Below are 13,993 nucleotides of genomic sequence, written 5' to 3'. Positions count from 1 at the left end.
TTCCCTGCCAACACCATCAGGGAAGATCAACCATGACCATCGGCTCCAGCTACAACTACCCCGCCCACGTTGCCAAAGACGCCGCTCGAAAAAAACGCTCGGTGGGCAACAAATGGTCGGGCCGTTTCCCCAATCCGCCCGATTTATGCTTCGACTATCGCGCGTTGGTCGAACAGGAAAACGGCATCGCCAGGGCCACTGACCCGCAGCACAGAATCTGCATCATCGGTGCCGGCGTGACGGGCCTCACTGCCGCCAGAGAACTGCATCGCTGCGGATTCACCCACATCACCCTGATCGAACAATCAACGCGCATCGGCGGCCGGCACCTGACCGTACCCGGAAGCCGACAGTCGAGCGCGAGCCATACGCCGTTTGAAATGGGCGCCATGCGCATGCCCTTTTTCAATCGCGCGGATGAATCGCCGATCGAGGGCCGGTCGCTGATGGCCTACTACGCCAATACGTTCGATCTGGCGTTTTGCGAATTCGCCAACCCTGGAAGCCAATGGGTCAAATCAACCGGCATCTATTTGCGAGAAGGTAGCCTGGGCGGGGAATCGCGCCCGCAGATGCTGATCTGGAACAACCCGGACGGCGAAACCCCACCGCCCGGCGAGAAGCTGCAAGCGGTTTACGCCAAATGGAAAACCTTTGCCGACCGCATGACCCGGCACGTTGCCGAGGTTTATGCGAGCGAGTCGTGGGAAGCCATGTGGGCGGCTATCGTCGAAAAATACCACAGCGTTTCGTTTCGCGACCTGGTCAGCATGGCCGCCATCGAGGCGTGGGACAAACACGCTCCTGGCGACTTCGGCGGCATGGGCATGACCGCACAGGAGTCAGCGATTTTCTACGCCATCGGCATAGGCGATGGCAGTTGGGGAGCGTTTTATGACGTTTGCTCCCTTTACCCGTTACGCACTGCCATTTTTGGATTCAGCAGTCAGCTACAGCTGATTCAGGGACGGGTTGACTCACAAGGCGATCCTTTGGCCGATTCACCCCACCTGCACAGCAAGGCGGTCTTTGACTCGACCGGACTTTCTTTCGATCAGCCCCGCTACATCGGCCTGGCCGCGCTCAACGAATGCCTGCTGTTCATGAAGCCCAAGGAAACGGCCCAGTCCTTCTACGAACACTGCCTGGACAGAACCAACGGTCTGTTTACGGATTCGTCCGTCACCAAACTCAGGAAACTCGCCAACCAGAAAACCCGTGTGTATTTCAACTGGAAACACAGCCAACCGGAACACACCCAGGAGCACTTCGATGACTATGATTCCGTCATCCTCACCCTTCCCTCCTGGCTGATTGAAACGCGAATCAAATTGGAGAATTTCACCCCGCAAATGCTGCCATTCGAGACGATCAATGCCTATAAAACGGCGCACTGGGAAACCAGCTGCAAGGTGTTCGCGCCATTGAAAAAAACTTTTCTGTCCGGCAACAGCAACATTCCTCAGGTCATCGTCACGGACAGTTTCATCCATGACGTTTACACCTATCGCTACAACGACAATTACAGCTACGACTGCATTCTGCTCAGTTACACCTGGGAGGATGACGCGACCAAGTTGGCGTGCTTTACCGATACAGAACTTGTCAAAAAATGCGCAAAAGAACTGGATCGGATTCTCATGAATTCGAGCAATATTCAGCAGAAAATTACGCCGTACATCGGTATCGAGCAAGCCGTAGTGCAGCGCTGGATGACGGATAAAAATGCCTTGGGCTGTGCCAAGTTGTACCGCCCCGGTGCCTATTACGACGCCGTCAGCCTGATGAAATACAACCGCGACTATGCGCATGTTTCTGGCCTGTACCTGTCAGGTGAATCTTTCTCTGTCGACGCCGGCTGGACCGAACCCTGCTTCAGGGGCGCCGTCGACGCGGTTATCCATATCTGCAACAAAACCGCCGCGACGTTCAACGGCGGTTTTTCGATGAGTGACTACCCGCACTACAACGTCGCTACTTGACGCGCATGACCTCGGCTTTCGCTCAAGCGTCGACCTGCGTCAATACATCTTGGGAGATGGCCTACAGCCGTCACGGAATCGGCTGACTTACTTGCTGCCCCCGTTTCGCCTCTTATGAACACGCAGTTAAACCGCGTGAAAAACAATAAAAAGAGGTCATCCGAAATGAGCGAGCCCATCAGCCCTGTTCGTGTAGCAGTCGTGCAATTCGATCCACAAGTCGGCATGGATAACCGTGACGTCAATCTGCGTCAGAGCCTGGATCTGGCTCGAGAGGCGGCCAACGGCGGGGCGAATCTCATCGTCCTGCCTGAGCTGTCGAGTAGCGGATACTTCTTCAGCAACCGCCAGGATGCATTCGACCATTCGGAACGGGTTCCCGAGGGTCCGAGTGTGCAGGCGTGGATGGCGTTCGCCCGCGAGCACCGGGTGTACCTTGTGGCCGGTTTGACCGAGCGCGATGGCATGCGTTTGTTCAACACCGGCGTACTGGTCGGACCCGACGGCTTCATCGGCAAGTACCGCAAAGCCCATCTGTGGAACCTGGAAAAACTCTGGTTCACGCCGGGCGATTTGGGCTTCCCGGTGTTCGACACGCCCATCGGCCGAATCGGCCTGTTGATCTGCTGGGACATCTGGTTCCCGGAAGTGCCGCGCATTCTCAGCCAGCAAGGCGCGGACATTATCTGCAGCCTGAACAACTGGGTCTGGACGCCACCGCCGCTGTTCGATGATGCGGGAAAATGCATGGCCTCCTACCTGACCATGACCGCCGCGCATGTCAACAATGTGTTTATCGCCGCCGCCAGTCGAATCGGCGAAGAACGCGGTGCGCGCTACCTCGGCTGCTCGCTGATTGCCGGCACCAACGGTTGGCCGATCGGCAAGGTGGCGTCGGCAGACAAGCAGGAAATTCTGTTCGCCGATATCGATCTGACCAGCTCTCGCAGCGCCCCCATCTGGAACAGCCTGAACGACCTGCACCGTGATCGCCGGTCCGATCTTTACGATCAGATGCTGGGTTATCACCAGCACCCTTGCCTGCCGCGCTGACAGGGGGCATGACGGATGGACACCCCAAACCAGAAACCACTGAACCACGTGGCCGCCCGCTCGCCGCTCGATAGCGCGATTATCGGGTTGATGCTCGGCACGTCCCTGCTGATCATATGGCTGTCATTTACCAACCGCTCGTTCTGGTCAGCTCATTGGCCAGACTACAGTCACCTGCTTTCGAGCCTCCCGGAGCCCAGCGCCTGGTTACGCTGGGTGTTGGGCGACATCAGCGAGGTGGCGTTCTACAAACATGAGTTCGCCTCGATCGGGCTGCTTGCCGGCGCCTACCTGGCCTACTGGGCGAATCGAACGGGCAAAGCCTGGCAAGGCTTTGCCATTTGCTACGGCAGCGGGTTATGGCCGTGGCTGGTCACAAGCTCGTTGCTTGGGCTTTTACTCAGCAACTTGCTGTGGGGCTGGACGGTCACGGCCACCAGTTGGCAACCGACCTTTGCCGCCTTCGTCTCGCTGCCGGCGGCGATGGTGCTGATGTTTGGGGGCGGCTGGAAGGTGGCAATCAATGGCGCAATCATGGGTGTGCTGTTTGTCACGCCGATGTGTTTGCTGATCGTCAACTACGTCTGCAATCCTCTTGGATTGCCTGTGGTGATCGGCAACGTCTCAGGTATGGCGGCGGCGAGTGTCGGTGCCTTTCTGCTCTGCCGGTGGATGCCGAGGCTGGTGAAGTCCGCCGCACCCGAGCAGCCATCCGACATTGCGCCTGATCCTGCCCTCATCAAAACGCCCGATTACGGGGTGTTCTGGAGCTTGCGCCGGGTGTTGGCGGATTTTTCCGAAGCGCCCTTCTTCGGCAATGAATGGGCCAGCCTCGGCCTGATAGCGGGCGCCTTGCTCGCGTTCACGTTGAATCCGATGAGCCCCGTCTATGGGACCGGCTTGCTGCCGCAACTGCTCGCCGCGCAGGCACTGACGTCGGCATTGGGGATCGTGATCTGGCGGCAACAATGGATATCACGCGGCTGGTATCCGACTTATGTGCCACTGGTGTCAGTCGTACCGGCGGCAGTTCTGACCTACGGCGGCAGTTGGCAGGTCATCGCCTCAAGCGCACTGCTTGGCGCGCTGATTGCGCCGCCCCTGGCATGCATGCTGGCGCAGCGGGTACCGGGTTATATGCATGGCTTCATCGGCAATGTCCTGTCCATGGCCATCAGTACGCTGATGATCGTGCCGTTTGTAGGTTGGCTAATCAGCCACTGACAGCGTAACCACCTTTGGCCATTCCCGGATTGAATCCGGGAGCGGCTCATCACTGCGAGGTATTAAATGGACCTGCCCAAACTTTCCATTGCAGCGCTTGGCGGGACTGTGAGCATGCAATCGGAAAATACTGGCGAAGGGATTGTTCCGACTGTCAGCGGCGAAGCCCTGCTGAGTTCGGTGCCGGCGCTTGAAACGCTGGCGCACATCAGCGTCGAAACGCTCGGGTTGATGCCAAGCGCCTCCCTGGATTTCGAGTTCCTGTTGAGCGTTCTGTCCTGGGCCAACTTCCAGATCGGACAAGGCGCTGCAGGCGTGGTGATCACTCAGGGCACCGACACGCTGGAAGAAAGCGCCGCATTTCTGGATTATTTATGGGATCGCGACGAACCACTGGTCCTGACCGGCGCTATGCGCTCGGCATCGGAACCGGGCGCCGAGGGCCCCGCGAACCTTCTGGATGCCTGTCGGGTCGCCCTGGCGACACACAGTCGCGGGCGCGGCGTACAGGTGGTGATGAATGGTCAGATCCATTCGGCGAGCGCTGTGCGCAAAACCGATTCGCTGGCATTGCAGGCGTTTTCATCGCCCATCGTCGGTCCCGCTGGCTTGCTGGTGGAAAGCAGCGTGCGCTATCTGCGTCCGCCCTCTCTACGCAACGTCTTGCCCTTGCCCCAGCAGACGTCGCAGAAAATCGCGCTGCTGGAAGCCTCGCTATCAGCTGATTGTTCGATCCTCGAAAACATTCTCGGACTGGGTTATGACGGGCTGGTGATTGCCGGTTTCGGTGCCGGGCATGTTTCCGAGAGCTGGGCCGATGTCATGGAAACCATCGCCTGGCAGATTCCCGTCATTGTGGCGACGCGAACGGGTTCCGGATCGACTGCCCAGGCGACGTACGGATTTACCGGCGGCGAGATGGATTTGACTCGCAGGGGTGCTCTGATGGCGGGATTTGTCTGCCCGCGCAAGGCAAGAATTCTGTTGTGGCTGCTGGTGGGGTGTGAGCGACAGGGTGAGCTGGCGCGCTACCTGACTCAAGACTGACAACGGCAACCTGTGTGAGCGGGCTTGCTCTAATGCCAGTCAGTTAAGTCGTAATGCGATCTGTAGCAGCTGGCGAAGCCTGCGTTCGGCTGCGTAGCAGTCGTGAATCCGTCTGATGCGATCTCCCTGACATACCGCGATCTCTGATTTTACGACTGCTTCGCAGCCGAACGCAGGCTTCGCCAGCTGCTACAAAGAGTGCGTTGTGGCTGAAATTGCTTAACTGACTGGCATTAGGGTTTGCTCGCTCCCTTATGGGTTATTCGACGCACACAAAAAAGGGCCTGCATATGCAGGCCCTTTTTTATGTTTTCGAATTGTCTACGGCTTATGCGCCCGGGACAGGAATTCGTGTGACTGCATTTCCAGCAAACGGCTAAGCGTGCGCTGGAACTCGAAGTTCAGGCGACCGCCGGTGTAAAGGTCTTTTAGCTCGACTTCGGCGGAAATGATCAGCTTCACGTTACGGTCGTAGAACTCGTCGACCATGTTGATAAAGCGTCGGGCGATGTCGTCGGTGGTGACGCTCATCTGCTCGACATTGCTGAGCAACACGGCGTGGAAGATTTTACCCAGTTCGATGTAATCGTTCTGGCTGCGTGGGCCGTCGCAGAGATCGCGGAAATCGAACCAGGCCACGTCATCGCAAGTGCGCACGGCACGGATTTCACGGTTCTCGATCACCAGTACGTCGTTCTCGACCGCTGCCGTGCATTCCGGCGTCAAGGCACGGAAGCTCTTGCGCAGGCTTTCCTGGGCAGCGTCATCCAGCGGGAAGTGGAACAGCTCCGCTTGCTCGAGGTGACGCAGACGGTAATCGACGCCGCTGTCGACGTTGACGATCTCGGTGTTCTGCTTGATCAGCGCAATGGCCGGCAGGAAACGCGCACGCTGCAGGCCGTCCTTGTACAGACCGTCCGGAACGATGTTCGAGGTCGCAACCAGGGTCACGCCGTTCTTGAACAACTCTTCCATCAACGTGCCAAGAATCATCGCGTCGGTGATGTCGGAGACAAAAAACTCATCGAAACAAATCACTCGCGACTCATCGGAGAAGCGCTTGGCGATGATGGTCAGCGGGTTTTTCTCGCCGCTCAGGGTCTTCATCTCTTCGTGCACGCGCTTCATGAAGCGGTGGAAGTGAGTACGGGTCTTTTCCTTGAACGGCAGCGCTTCGAAGAAGGTGTCGACCAGATAAGTCTTGCCGCGGCCCACGCCGCCCCAGAAGTACAGGCCCTTGACCGGTGCCTGGTCTTTCTTGCCAAACAGTTTGCCGAGCAGGCCCGGTTTGTTTTGCGAGGCCGCGACCAGATCGTCATACAGACGCTGCAAATGACGCACGGCAGTTTCCTGCGCGGCATCATGGAAGAATTCCGGGCGTTTCAGATCAGCTTGATATCGTTCTAGGGGCGTCATAATTCGTTAGCAAGGCAACAAAAACGGGCCGTCACTGTAGCGACGGCCCGTGGGAATGGCAATCGGCCCTTGGTCGGGCCGAGCCGTTGATTATTCCTGAACCGGGGTCAGGGCAACGCGCAAAGCACCGATGGCGGTATCGCGAGCAGCGCTGTCGGCGAAGGCCGGGCTGTCGGCAACGCACTCGCCTTCCAGCCAGACGCTGAAGCTCAGGTCTTCGTTGCGCACGTCCAATGGCTGACCCGATTGCAGTTGCTTGGTCACTTGGCCTGCGGTTTTACCGTCGGCGAAGTTGCGCGACAGCAGCAGTTGCTCGCCATCGGCCGCCAGCAGACGGAAGCGGAAACTGCCGTCGTCTTCACGGAAGCTGACAAAACGCGCGGCTTTCGCAGCTTTTTTCTTGGTGGTGGCAGCGACTTGAGTCTGAGCGACGAAAGAGCGCAGGCCAACCGCTTCACGCAGTTCGTGGAGAAACGGCGTCGCCACCGAACGGGCCTTTTTGGCGCCGATCTGCAGCATGTCTTCCAGATCCGCCGGGCGTTCGATCAGCTGGTGATAGCGCTCGCGGGATTCGCCCAATTCGCTGTCGAGCAACTGGAACAGACGATTCTTCGCCTCGCCCCAACCCAGGCCCTGAAGCAATTCGCTGCGGAATTCGTCGGATTGTGCCGGCGTAGCGAAAGCCTGGAACAAGGTGAACAGATGCGAGTTGTCCGGATCCTTGGCTTCGCCCGGGGCACGGGAGTCGGTGACGATCCGCGAAATCGCGTCTTTCATCTCTTTGGCGCTGCTGAACAACGGAATGGTGTTGTCGTAGCTCTTCGACATCTTGCGACCATCGAGGCCCGGCAAGGTGGCGACACTCTCCTCGATCAGCGCTTCGGGCATGGTGAAGAATTCTTTGCCCTGGCCGAACAAGTGGTTGAAGCGCTGACCAATATCCCGCGCCATTTCCACGTGCTGGATCTGGTCACGACCGACCGGCACCTTGTGGGCGTTGAACATCAGAATGTCCGCGGCCATCAACACCGGGTAGCTGTACAAGCCCATGGTGATGCCGGCGTCCGGGTCTTCGCCGGTTTCGACGTTCTTGTCCACCGAGGCCTTGTAGGCATGGGCGCGGTTGAGCAGGCCCTTGGCGGCCACGCAGGTCAGCAGCCAGGTCAGCTCAGGGATTTCCGGGATGTCGGACTGGCGATAGAACGTCACGCGGTCCACGTCCAGGCCACCGGCCAGCCAGGTCGCGGCGATTTCCAGACGCGAGCGCTGGATGCGCAGCGGGTCATCGCATTTGATCAGGGCGTGGTAGTCGGCCAGGAAGTAGAACGAATCGGCATTGCTGTCACGGCTGGCAATGATCGCCGGACGGATAGCGCCAGCGTAGTTGCCCAGGTGCGGCGTGCCAGTGGTGGTGATGCCGGTGAGGATACGGGTACGAGTCGTCATGGGTAATCGCTTGTCAGACTGCAATCAATTCGAAAGACGCGGCAGGATCAGATCCTTGAGATCGGTCAGCTTGCCATGAAAAAAGTGTCCGCATTCTGCCACTTTCAGCAGCTCATGGGGACGATCGAGTGCGTCGGACCAGTGGTAAACGAGCTGCGGATCGATGACTTCATCGGTTTCCGGCTGGATCAGGGTCAATGTGCCTTGTTGCGGCAGTTGATCCTGATCGCCCAAACGCATGACGGCGGGCGCGACCATGAACAAATGCTTGAGTTGTTCGCCCTTGGCTTCCAGGCGTCCGCCGAGACTTGCTGCAACAAATCCGCCGAAGGAAAAACCGAACAGGGTCAGGGGCAAGTCAGGATGTTGGGCCCGCAGCCACTCGGCCGCCGCCTGGGCATCGTCGACTTCGCCAGTGCCCATGTCGTGCGTGCCTTCACTGGCGCCGACGCCACGGTAATTGAACCGCAAGGTAATCAAACCGGCGTCGCGCGCGGTGCGCTGCAAGGTCGAGACGACTTTGTTGAGCATGGTGCCGCCTTGCACCGGGTTCGGGTGGCAGATCAGCGCCAGGCCGCGGGGCTGCTCGCTGTCCAGATACAGGCTCTCTAATTGACCGACCGGGCCATCAATCACTACAGGGGTTTCGCGCATAAGCAAGGAAGGAACTCCGTGACCTCGAATCGGGTCGACTCGTCTAGCCAATTGTCTGTGCCAATTCTATTGCGAGTGAATCGCGGTATACAGCGCAGGTTCGAGCCGTTAACGTAAAGCAAAGCCGTTTATAGAGGAAGGACTCGTGGAACACTCGCTCTTAGTTTGGTTGTTGCCGACTCTTGCCCTGGTTGTGGGTGTCGCCATTGGATTTCTGATCGCTCGCCTGGTGCCGAATGCCGCGCCTAACCGCACGCAACGTCAGCTGGATGATATTCAGGAACGTTTTGACAATTATCAGAACGAAGTGGTCACCCACTTCAACAGCACTGCAACACTGGTCAAGAAACTGACTCAGAGCTATCAGGAAGTGCAGGATCATCTCGCCGAGGGCGCCAACCGTCTGGCCCTGGACGAGCAGACTCGCCAACGCTTGCTGGCGGCCCTGCACGCCGACGCGGCGCAGGCTCCACGGGAACGTCTGACGCCACCGCGCGATCAGGAACCGCCTCGCGACTACGCCCCCAAAGCCCCGAACGCGCCGGGCATGCTCGATGAGCATTACGGCCTGAAGAAGTAATCAGGTTTCGCGCGACACAAAAAAGCCCTCGGATGAGTGATCGTCCGAGGGCTTTTTTATTGCTGATCCGATATCTCTGGTGTCTGTCAGGGCCTCATCGCGGGCAAGCCCGCTCCCACAGGATTTTGTGTTTGACCACTATCTTGTCATCGACAAAAAACACTGTGGGAGCGGGCTTGCCCGCGATGAGGCCCGAACTGACAAAACAAAAAACCGCCCGATCAGCTGAGGATCGGGCGGTTTTTTTGTACTTCTCGGTTTCAACCAGAGCCTTTACGGATACTGCTGAACCTGACCCTGCTGCTGATATTCCTGACCCGGAATCGGCTTCAGGTTGACCTCGACGCGACGGTTCTGAGCCCGGCCATTAACATCACCATTGCTGGCAATCGGGTTATCCGAGCCGGCACCACGCGCCGACAGATTGGCGCCGCTGACACCCTGGGAGGTCAGGTAAGTCGCCACACTCTGGGCACGACGCTGGGACAGGTCCATGTTGTGCTGACGGCTGCCGGTGCTGTCGGTGTAGCCGACGATCTCGATCTGGTTCTGGTTGAACTCCTTGAGCGAGCCCGCCAGATTATTCAGCGGCTGGTAGAAACTCGACGCGATGTTCGCCGAATCGGTGGCGAAGGTGATGTTGCCCGGCATGATCAACTTGATCTGATCGCCCTGACGCTGCACTTCAACCCCAGTGTTGGCCATGCTGGCCCGCAGTTTCTTCTCTTGCTGGTCGGCGTAGTAACCGTAACCGGCGGCAGAAGCCCCCACCACGGCAGCGCCAATCAGCGCGCCCTTGCCACGGTTATCGTGACCGATGGCAGCACCGGCCAGTGCACCGGCCAAGGCGCCGAGGCCACCGTATTTGGCGGTTTTACTCATGCCCGTAGAACCGCTATCAGCCTGACCCTGGTTGTCATAAGGGTTCTGCGATGCGCAACCGGACAATAAAGCCACAGCAGTAGCGACAATAATCAAACGACGCGAGGTGAACATGGAGAGCTCCTACTTTTTTTGCATTCTGTGGTGCAGCGGACTTAAGCAATGAACCTTTGCGGGCGTTGGATCATGGCCAACGCCAAAAATTCCGTCGTGCCTTTCACAACTGCATCTTCAGGCTCGTACAAAGGGGTTACCGCGCATTTCATCGCCCAGACACGTGTCTGGACCATGACCGGTCACCACCGTCGCCTCTTCGTCGAGGGTATACAACCGTTGCTTGATCGAACGCACGAGAGTCGCCTGATCGCCGCCCCATAAATCCGTGCGCCCTACCCCACGCTTGAACAGCGTATCGCCGGCTATCAGCAGCTTAGCCTCTGAAAACCAAAAGCTCATGGAACCTGGTGTATGACCCGGCGTGTGCAACGCCACGCCACACCCGCAAGCCAGCTCCTCATCGTCGGCCAACCAGCGATCCGGCGATGGCACGGGGGTATAAGGCACACCGAACATCTGACACTGCATCTCCAGATTGTCCCAGAGAAATTGATCTTCTTTATGCAGATGCAGCGTCGCGCCGGTTTTCTCCTTGAGCTGCCCCGAAGCCAGGAAGTGATCAAGGTGCGCGTGGGTGTGAATGATGCTGACCACCTTCAGGCCCAACGCATCGAGGCGCGCGAGGATCAGTTCATGATTGCCCCCCGGGTCGACGACGATGGCTTTTTTGGTGATGGGGTCGCCGATGATGGTGCAGTTGCACTGCAACGGGCCGACGGGGAAGGTTTCGCGGATGAGCGCTGGGGTCGGCGCGTTCATGGGAGGTCCTGATTGGTCAATTTCGAACAGAATACCAGCGCGCCTTCCTCAAGACTCAATGGCACACGCCGACACAGACTTGCCGGCCAGTTTTTTGACGCCATCAAATAAAAAATAATGGCCATGTGATATCAATTGACGCTGGCTCTGATGCAAAATCGCTTTCTTGTAGCGACCACATACAGGACGGTCGCGGCCCTCTCAGGATATTTAGAATGTCGTCTCCCCTTGGTTACGTTTTAACAAAGCCATCTGTTCTGACCGGTAACCAACAAGTCGACAGCCTGATCCACGGCACCTCCTGGCTGAGTCCTGACTTCGGTGGAGACATATTCGCGACACGACTGACTTACAGTTTCGTCCAACCCGGCCAGTCGTATTTCACGCCCAATTACAGCTCCCACAAGGAGTTCCTGAACAGTTTCGCCCTGACATCGGCCCAACAAAACGCCGTAACCGGTGCACTTGGCGCCTGGAGTGCGGTGGCTAACGTCAAGTTCACTCTGGTCAGTGACAACATCAATACCGTGGGTGACTTGCGATTCGGCGGCTATTGGGACATGGACGACGACGCCGCTGCCTGGGCCTACTTCCCCGACCGGACACCGCTGGCTGGGGATGTATGGATCAGTCCGGATACGAACAACTCTGCGCCCATCAAAGGCACCTACGACTTCATGACGTTCGTGCATGAAATCGGTCATGCCTTGGGCCTCAAGCATCCATTCGAGCCGAGCAAATCCAACAGCACGCTGATCTCGCCCCTGCTCGACGATTCGCATTACTCCGTTATGAGCTACAACAATGCGTATTCCTATCAGCCGACGACACCGATGCTGCTGGATATTCTCGCGATCCAAAAGATTTACGGCGCCAACATGCTTTGGCAAACCGGTAACAACGTCTATCGCTGGGCACCGGACCAATCAGTGTTCGAAACCATCTGGGATGCCGGCGGCAACGATAAGATCGATGCCAGCAATCAGCTGGCGGCCGTCAGACTGAACCTGAATGAAGGTGAGTTCAGTAACATTGGCAAGGCATTCGTCGACATTTCGAACCTGGAACTGATCAATGACGGACTGGCGATCGCCTTTGGCGCCAAAATCGAAAATGCCATCGGTTCGGCCTTTGACGACGACTTGATCGGCAATGCACTGGATAACGTTCTCGATGGCGGTGCAGGTCAAGACGTCATGGTGGGCGGTGCAGGCAACGACGTTTACGTTGTGGATAATGTTAATGACGTGGTGGTGGAAACCAATACTTCACTGACTGAAATTGACACGGTCATGTCGTCCATCAGCTACACCTTGGGCAGCAGTAGCAATCTGGAGTACCTGACTCTTACCGGCGGCGATAATCTGGATGGCACCGGTAATGCCCGAAACAACCGCCTCGTCGGCAATGTTGGCAATAACACGTTGGACGGCAGCCTCGGCGCCGACGTGATGATTGGCGGCAACGGCAATGACACCTACATCGTCGACAACCTCAAGGACGTGGTCACTGAGACCAGTACTTTGGCGAGCGAAATCGACACCGTCAGTTCCTCAATGAGCTGGACCCTTGGCGCCAACCTGGAAAACCTCATTCTCACGGGCAGCGACAACCTCACCGGTATCGGCAACACCCTGAATAACGTGCTGACTGGCAACAGCGGCAATAACATCCTCAACGGTGGTGCGGGGCTGGATACGATGGGCGGCGGTGCCGGCGACGACATCTATGTCCTCGATCAGACCGGTGAACTGGCGCTGCTGCAGGAAACAGCCGATCAAGGCCACGATCTGCTGTACGTGAACTACACTTCGACCCCGGTCACCAGCACCGTCGATCTCAGTCAAAGCAACCTGCAAAACGTCGAAGATGTCACCGTCACCGGTCTCGGCAACTTCACCGTGATTGGCAACGACCTGGACAACATACTGCTCGGCAACGCCTACGACAACACCCTGCAAGGCGGGGTCGGCAACGACTGGCTCGAGGGCTGGGCCGGGGCTGACAAGCTAAGTGGCGGCAGCGGCGATGACACCTACGTCATCTACAGCTATGGTGCGCAAGTCACCGAACTGGCTGACGAAGGCCACGACTTGATCAGGACGGCGGTTAGCTATTATTTGGAAGACAACGTCGAGGATGGCGTGCTGCTCGGTTCTGCAGGGCTGAGCCTCACAGGTAATAAGCTGGACAACAGCCTCACCGGCAACGCCGCCGCCAACCTCCTCGACGGCCGGGGCGGGGCCGACACCCTGGACGGCGGTGCGGGCAACGACACCTATTCCGTCGACAATCTCGGCGACATGGTAATCGAACGCGGCACCTCGCTGACCGAGATCGACACCGTCGAATCGTCGATCAGCTATACGTTGGGCAGCAACCTCGAAAACCTGACCCTTATCAATTTCAACGACCTGAATGCTACCGGTAATGCCCTGAATAACCGCATCGTCGGTAACTACGGCGACAACACCCTGGACGGAGGCCTTGGCGCCGACGTGATGATCGACGGCCGCGGCGGCGACACCTACATCGTCGACAACCTCAAGGACGTGATCATCGAGACGGGCACTGGGTTTTGGGATATCGACACCGTGCGCTCTTCGGTCAGCTGGACCCTCGGCGCCAACCTGGAAAACCTCACCCTTACCGGCAGCGATAATCTCACCGGTGTTGGCAATGCCCAGAACAACACCCTGCTCGGCAACGCCGGCAATAACGTGCTCAACGGTGGCGCCGGCCTGGACACACTGATTGGCGGCGCCGGCGACGACACCTACGTCCTCGACCAATTCGGCGAACTGGCGCTGTTGCGGGAAACGGCCGATGAGGG

General features: G+C 58.0%; 11 protein-coding genes. 6 read left to right on the top strand and 5 right to left on the bottom strand.

Annotated features, from left to right (window positions below; all coding sequences use genetic code 11):
* The first annotated feature begins 32 nt into the window (after positions 1-32).
* The 4 genes from NHU87_RS22490 to NHU87_RS22475 all read left to right on the top strand — a co-directional run bounded on the left by NHU87_RS22490 (position 33) and on the right by NHU87_RS22475 (position 5,306).
* Entirely contained in the window at positions 33-1,982 is a 1,950-nt protein-coding gene (locus NHU87_RS22490; protein ID WP_253552613.1) for a flavin monoamine oxidase family protein, read from the top strand.
* Between the two features lie 165 nt (positions 1,983-2,147).
* Positions 2,148-3,035 (top strand): nitrilase family protein, encoded by an 888-nt coding sequence (locus NHU87_RS22485; protein ID WP_253552612.1) that lies wholly within the window; start codon positions 2,148-2,150, stop codon positions 3,033-3,035.
* A gap of 15 nt (positions 3,036-3,050) precedes the next feature.
* Positions 3,051-4,259, top strand: a complete 1,209-nt coding sequence (locus NHU87_RS22480; RefSeq protein ID WP_253552611.1) for a hypothetical protein — start codon at positions 3,051-3,053, stop codon at positions 4,257-4,259.
* 66 nt (positions 4,260-4,325) lie between these two features.
* Positions 4,326-5,306 (top strand): asparaginase, encoded by a 981-nt coding sequence (locus tag NHU87_RS22475; protein ID WP_253552610.1) that lies wholly within the window; start codon positions 4,326-4,328, stop codon positions 5,304-5,306.
* Positions 5,307-5,627: 321 nt separating this feature from the next.
* On the opposite strand, the gene zapE is transcribed toward NHU87_RS22475, so the two are convergent.
* From zapE to NHU87_RS22460, 3 genes are all read right to left on the bottom strand, one after another.
* A complete protein-coding gene (zapE, locus tag NHU87_RS22470; RefSeq protein ID WP_253552609.1) occupies positions 5,628-6,722 on the bottom strand; it encodes a cell division protein ZapE in 1,095 nt (364 codons plus the stop codon).
* Between the two features lie 90 nt (positions 6,723-6,812).
* Positions 6,813-8,168 carry a tryptophan--tRNA ligase gene (locus tag NHU87_RS22465; RefSeq protein ID WP_253552608.1) on the bottom strand — a complete coding sequence of 452 codons (1,356 nt, stop codon included), beginning with the start codon at positions 8,166-8,168 and terminating at the stop codon, positions 6,813-6,815.
* Between the two features lie 24 nt (positions 8,169-8,192).
* Entirely contained in the window at positions 8,193-8,822 is a 630-nt protein-coding gene (locus tag NHU87_RS22460; protein ID WP_253552606.1) for an alpha/beta hydrolase, read from the bottom strand.
* Between the two features lie 145 nt (positions 8,823-8,967).
* On the opposite strand from NHU87_RS22460, the gene NHU87_RS22455 reads away from it, so the two are divergent.
* Positions 8,968-9,402, top strand: a complete 435-nt coding sequence (locus NHU87_RS22455) for a YhcB family protein (protein ID WP_217854458.1) — start codon at positions 8,968-8,970, stop codon at positions 9,400-9,402.
* Between the two features lie 273 nt (positions 9,403-9,675).
* Here the strand turns inward: NHU87_RS22455 and NHU87_RS22450 are convergent, their stop codons facing one another.
* A complete protein-coding gene (locus tag NHU87_RS22450) occupies positions 9,676-10,398 on the bottom strand; it encodes an OmpA family protein (protein WP_253552604.1) in 723 nt (240 codons plus the stop codon).
* A gap of 117 nt (positions 10,399-10,515) precedes the next feature.
* A complete protein-coding gene (locus NHU87_RS22445; protein ID WP_008014570.1) occupies positions 10,516-11,160 on the bottom strand; it encodes an MBL fold metallo-hydrolase in 645 nt (214 codons plus the stop codon).
* Between the two features lie 215 nt (positions 11,161-11,375).
* On the opposite strand from NHU87_RS22445, the gene NHU87_RS22440 reads away from it, so the two are divergent.
* Positions 11,376-13,993: M10 family metallopeptidase C-terminal domain-containing protein (locus tag NHU87_RS22440; protein ID WP_253552602.1), on the top strand; the 2,618-nt coding region annotated here is incomplete at its 3' end.

The sequence above is a fragment of the Pseudomonas mandelii genome (assembly GCF_024138395.1).
GTDB classification, from domain to species: domain Bacteria; phylum Pseudomonadota; class Gammaproteobacteria; order Pseudomonadales; family Pseudomonadaceae; genus Aquipseudomonas; species Aquipseudomonas mandelii_E.
The sequence above is the reverse complement of the archived record's forward strand: the minus strand, read 5'-3'. Positions and strand labels throughout refer to the sequence as shown.

Coding starts and splice junctions, on each gene's coding strand:
- NHU87_RS22490 (WP_253552613.1), top strand. CDS start 33: ATGACCATCGGCTCCAGCTACAACTACCCCGCCCACGTTGCCAAAGAC.
- NHU87_RS22460 (WP_253552606.1), bottom strand. CDS start 8,822: ATGCGCGAAACCCCTGTAGTGATTGATGGCCCGGTCGGTCAATTAGAG.
- zapE (WP_253552609.1), bottom strand. CDS start 6,722: ATGACGCCCCTAGAACGATATCAAGCTGATCTGAAACGCCCGGAATTC.
- NHU87_RS22465 (WP_253552608.1), bottom strand. CDS start 8,168: ATGACGACTCGTACCCGTATCCTCACCGGCATCACCACCACTGGCACG.
- NHU87_RS22485 (WP_253552612.1), top strand. CDS start 2,148: ATGAGCGAGCCCATCAGCCCTGTTCGTGTAGCAGTCGTGCAATTCGAT.
- NHU87_RS22445 (WP_008014570.1), bottom strand. CDS start 11,160: ATGAACGCGCCGACCCCAGCGCTCATCCGCGAAACCTTCCCCGTCGGC.
- NHU87_RS22450 (WP_253552604.1), bottom strand. CDS start 10,398: ATGTTCACCTCGCGTCGTTTGATTATTGTCGCTACTGCTGTGGCTTTA.
- NHU87_RS22480 (WP_253552611.1), top strand. CDS start 3,051: ATGGACACCCCAAACCAGAAACCACTGAACCACGTGGCCGCCCGCTCG.
- NHU87_RS22475 (WP_253552610.1), top strand. CDS start 4,326: ATGGACCTGCCCAAACTTTCCATTGCAGCGCTTGGCGGGACTGTGAGC.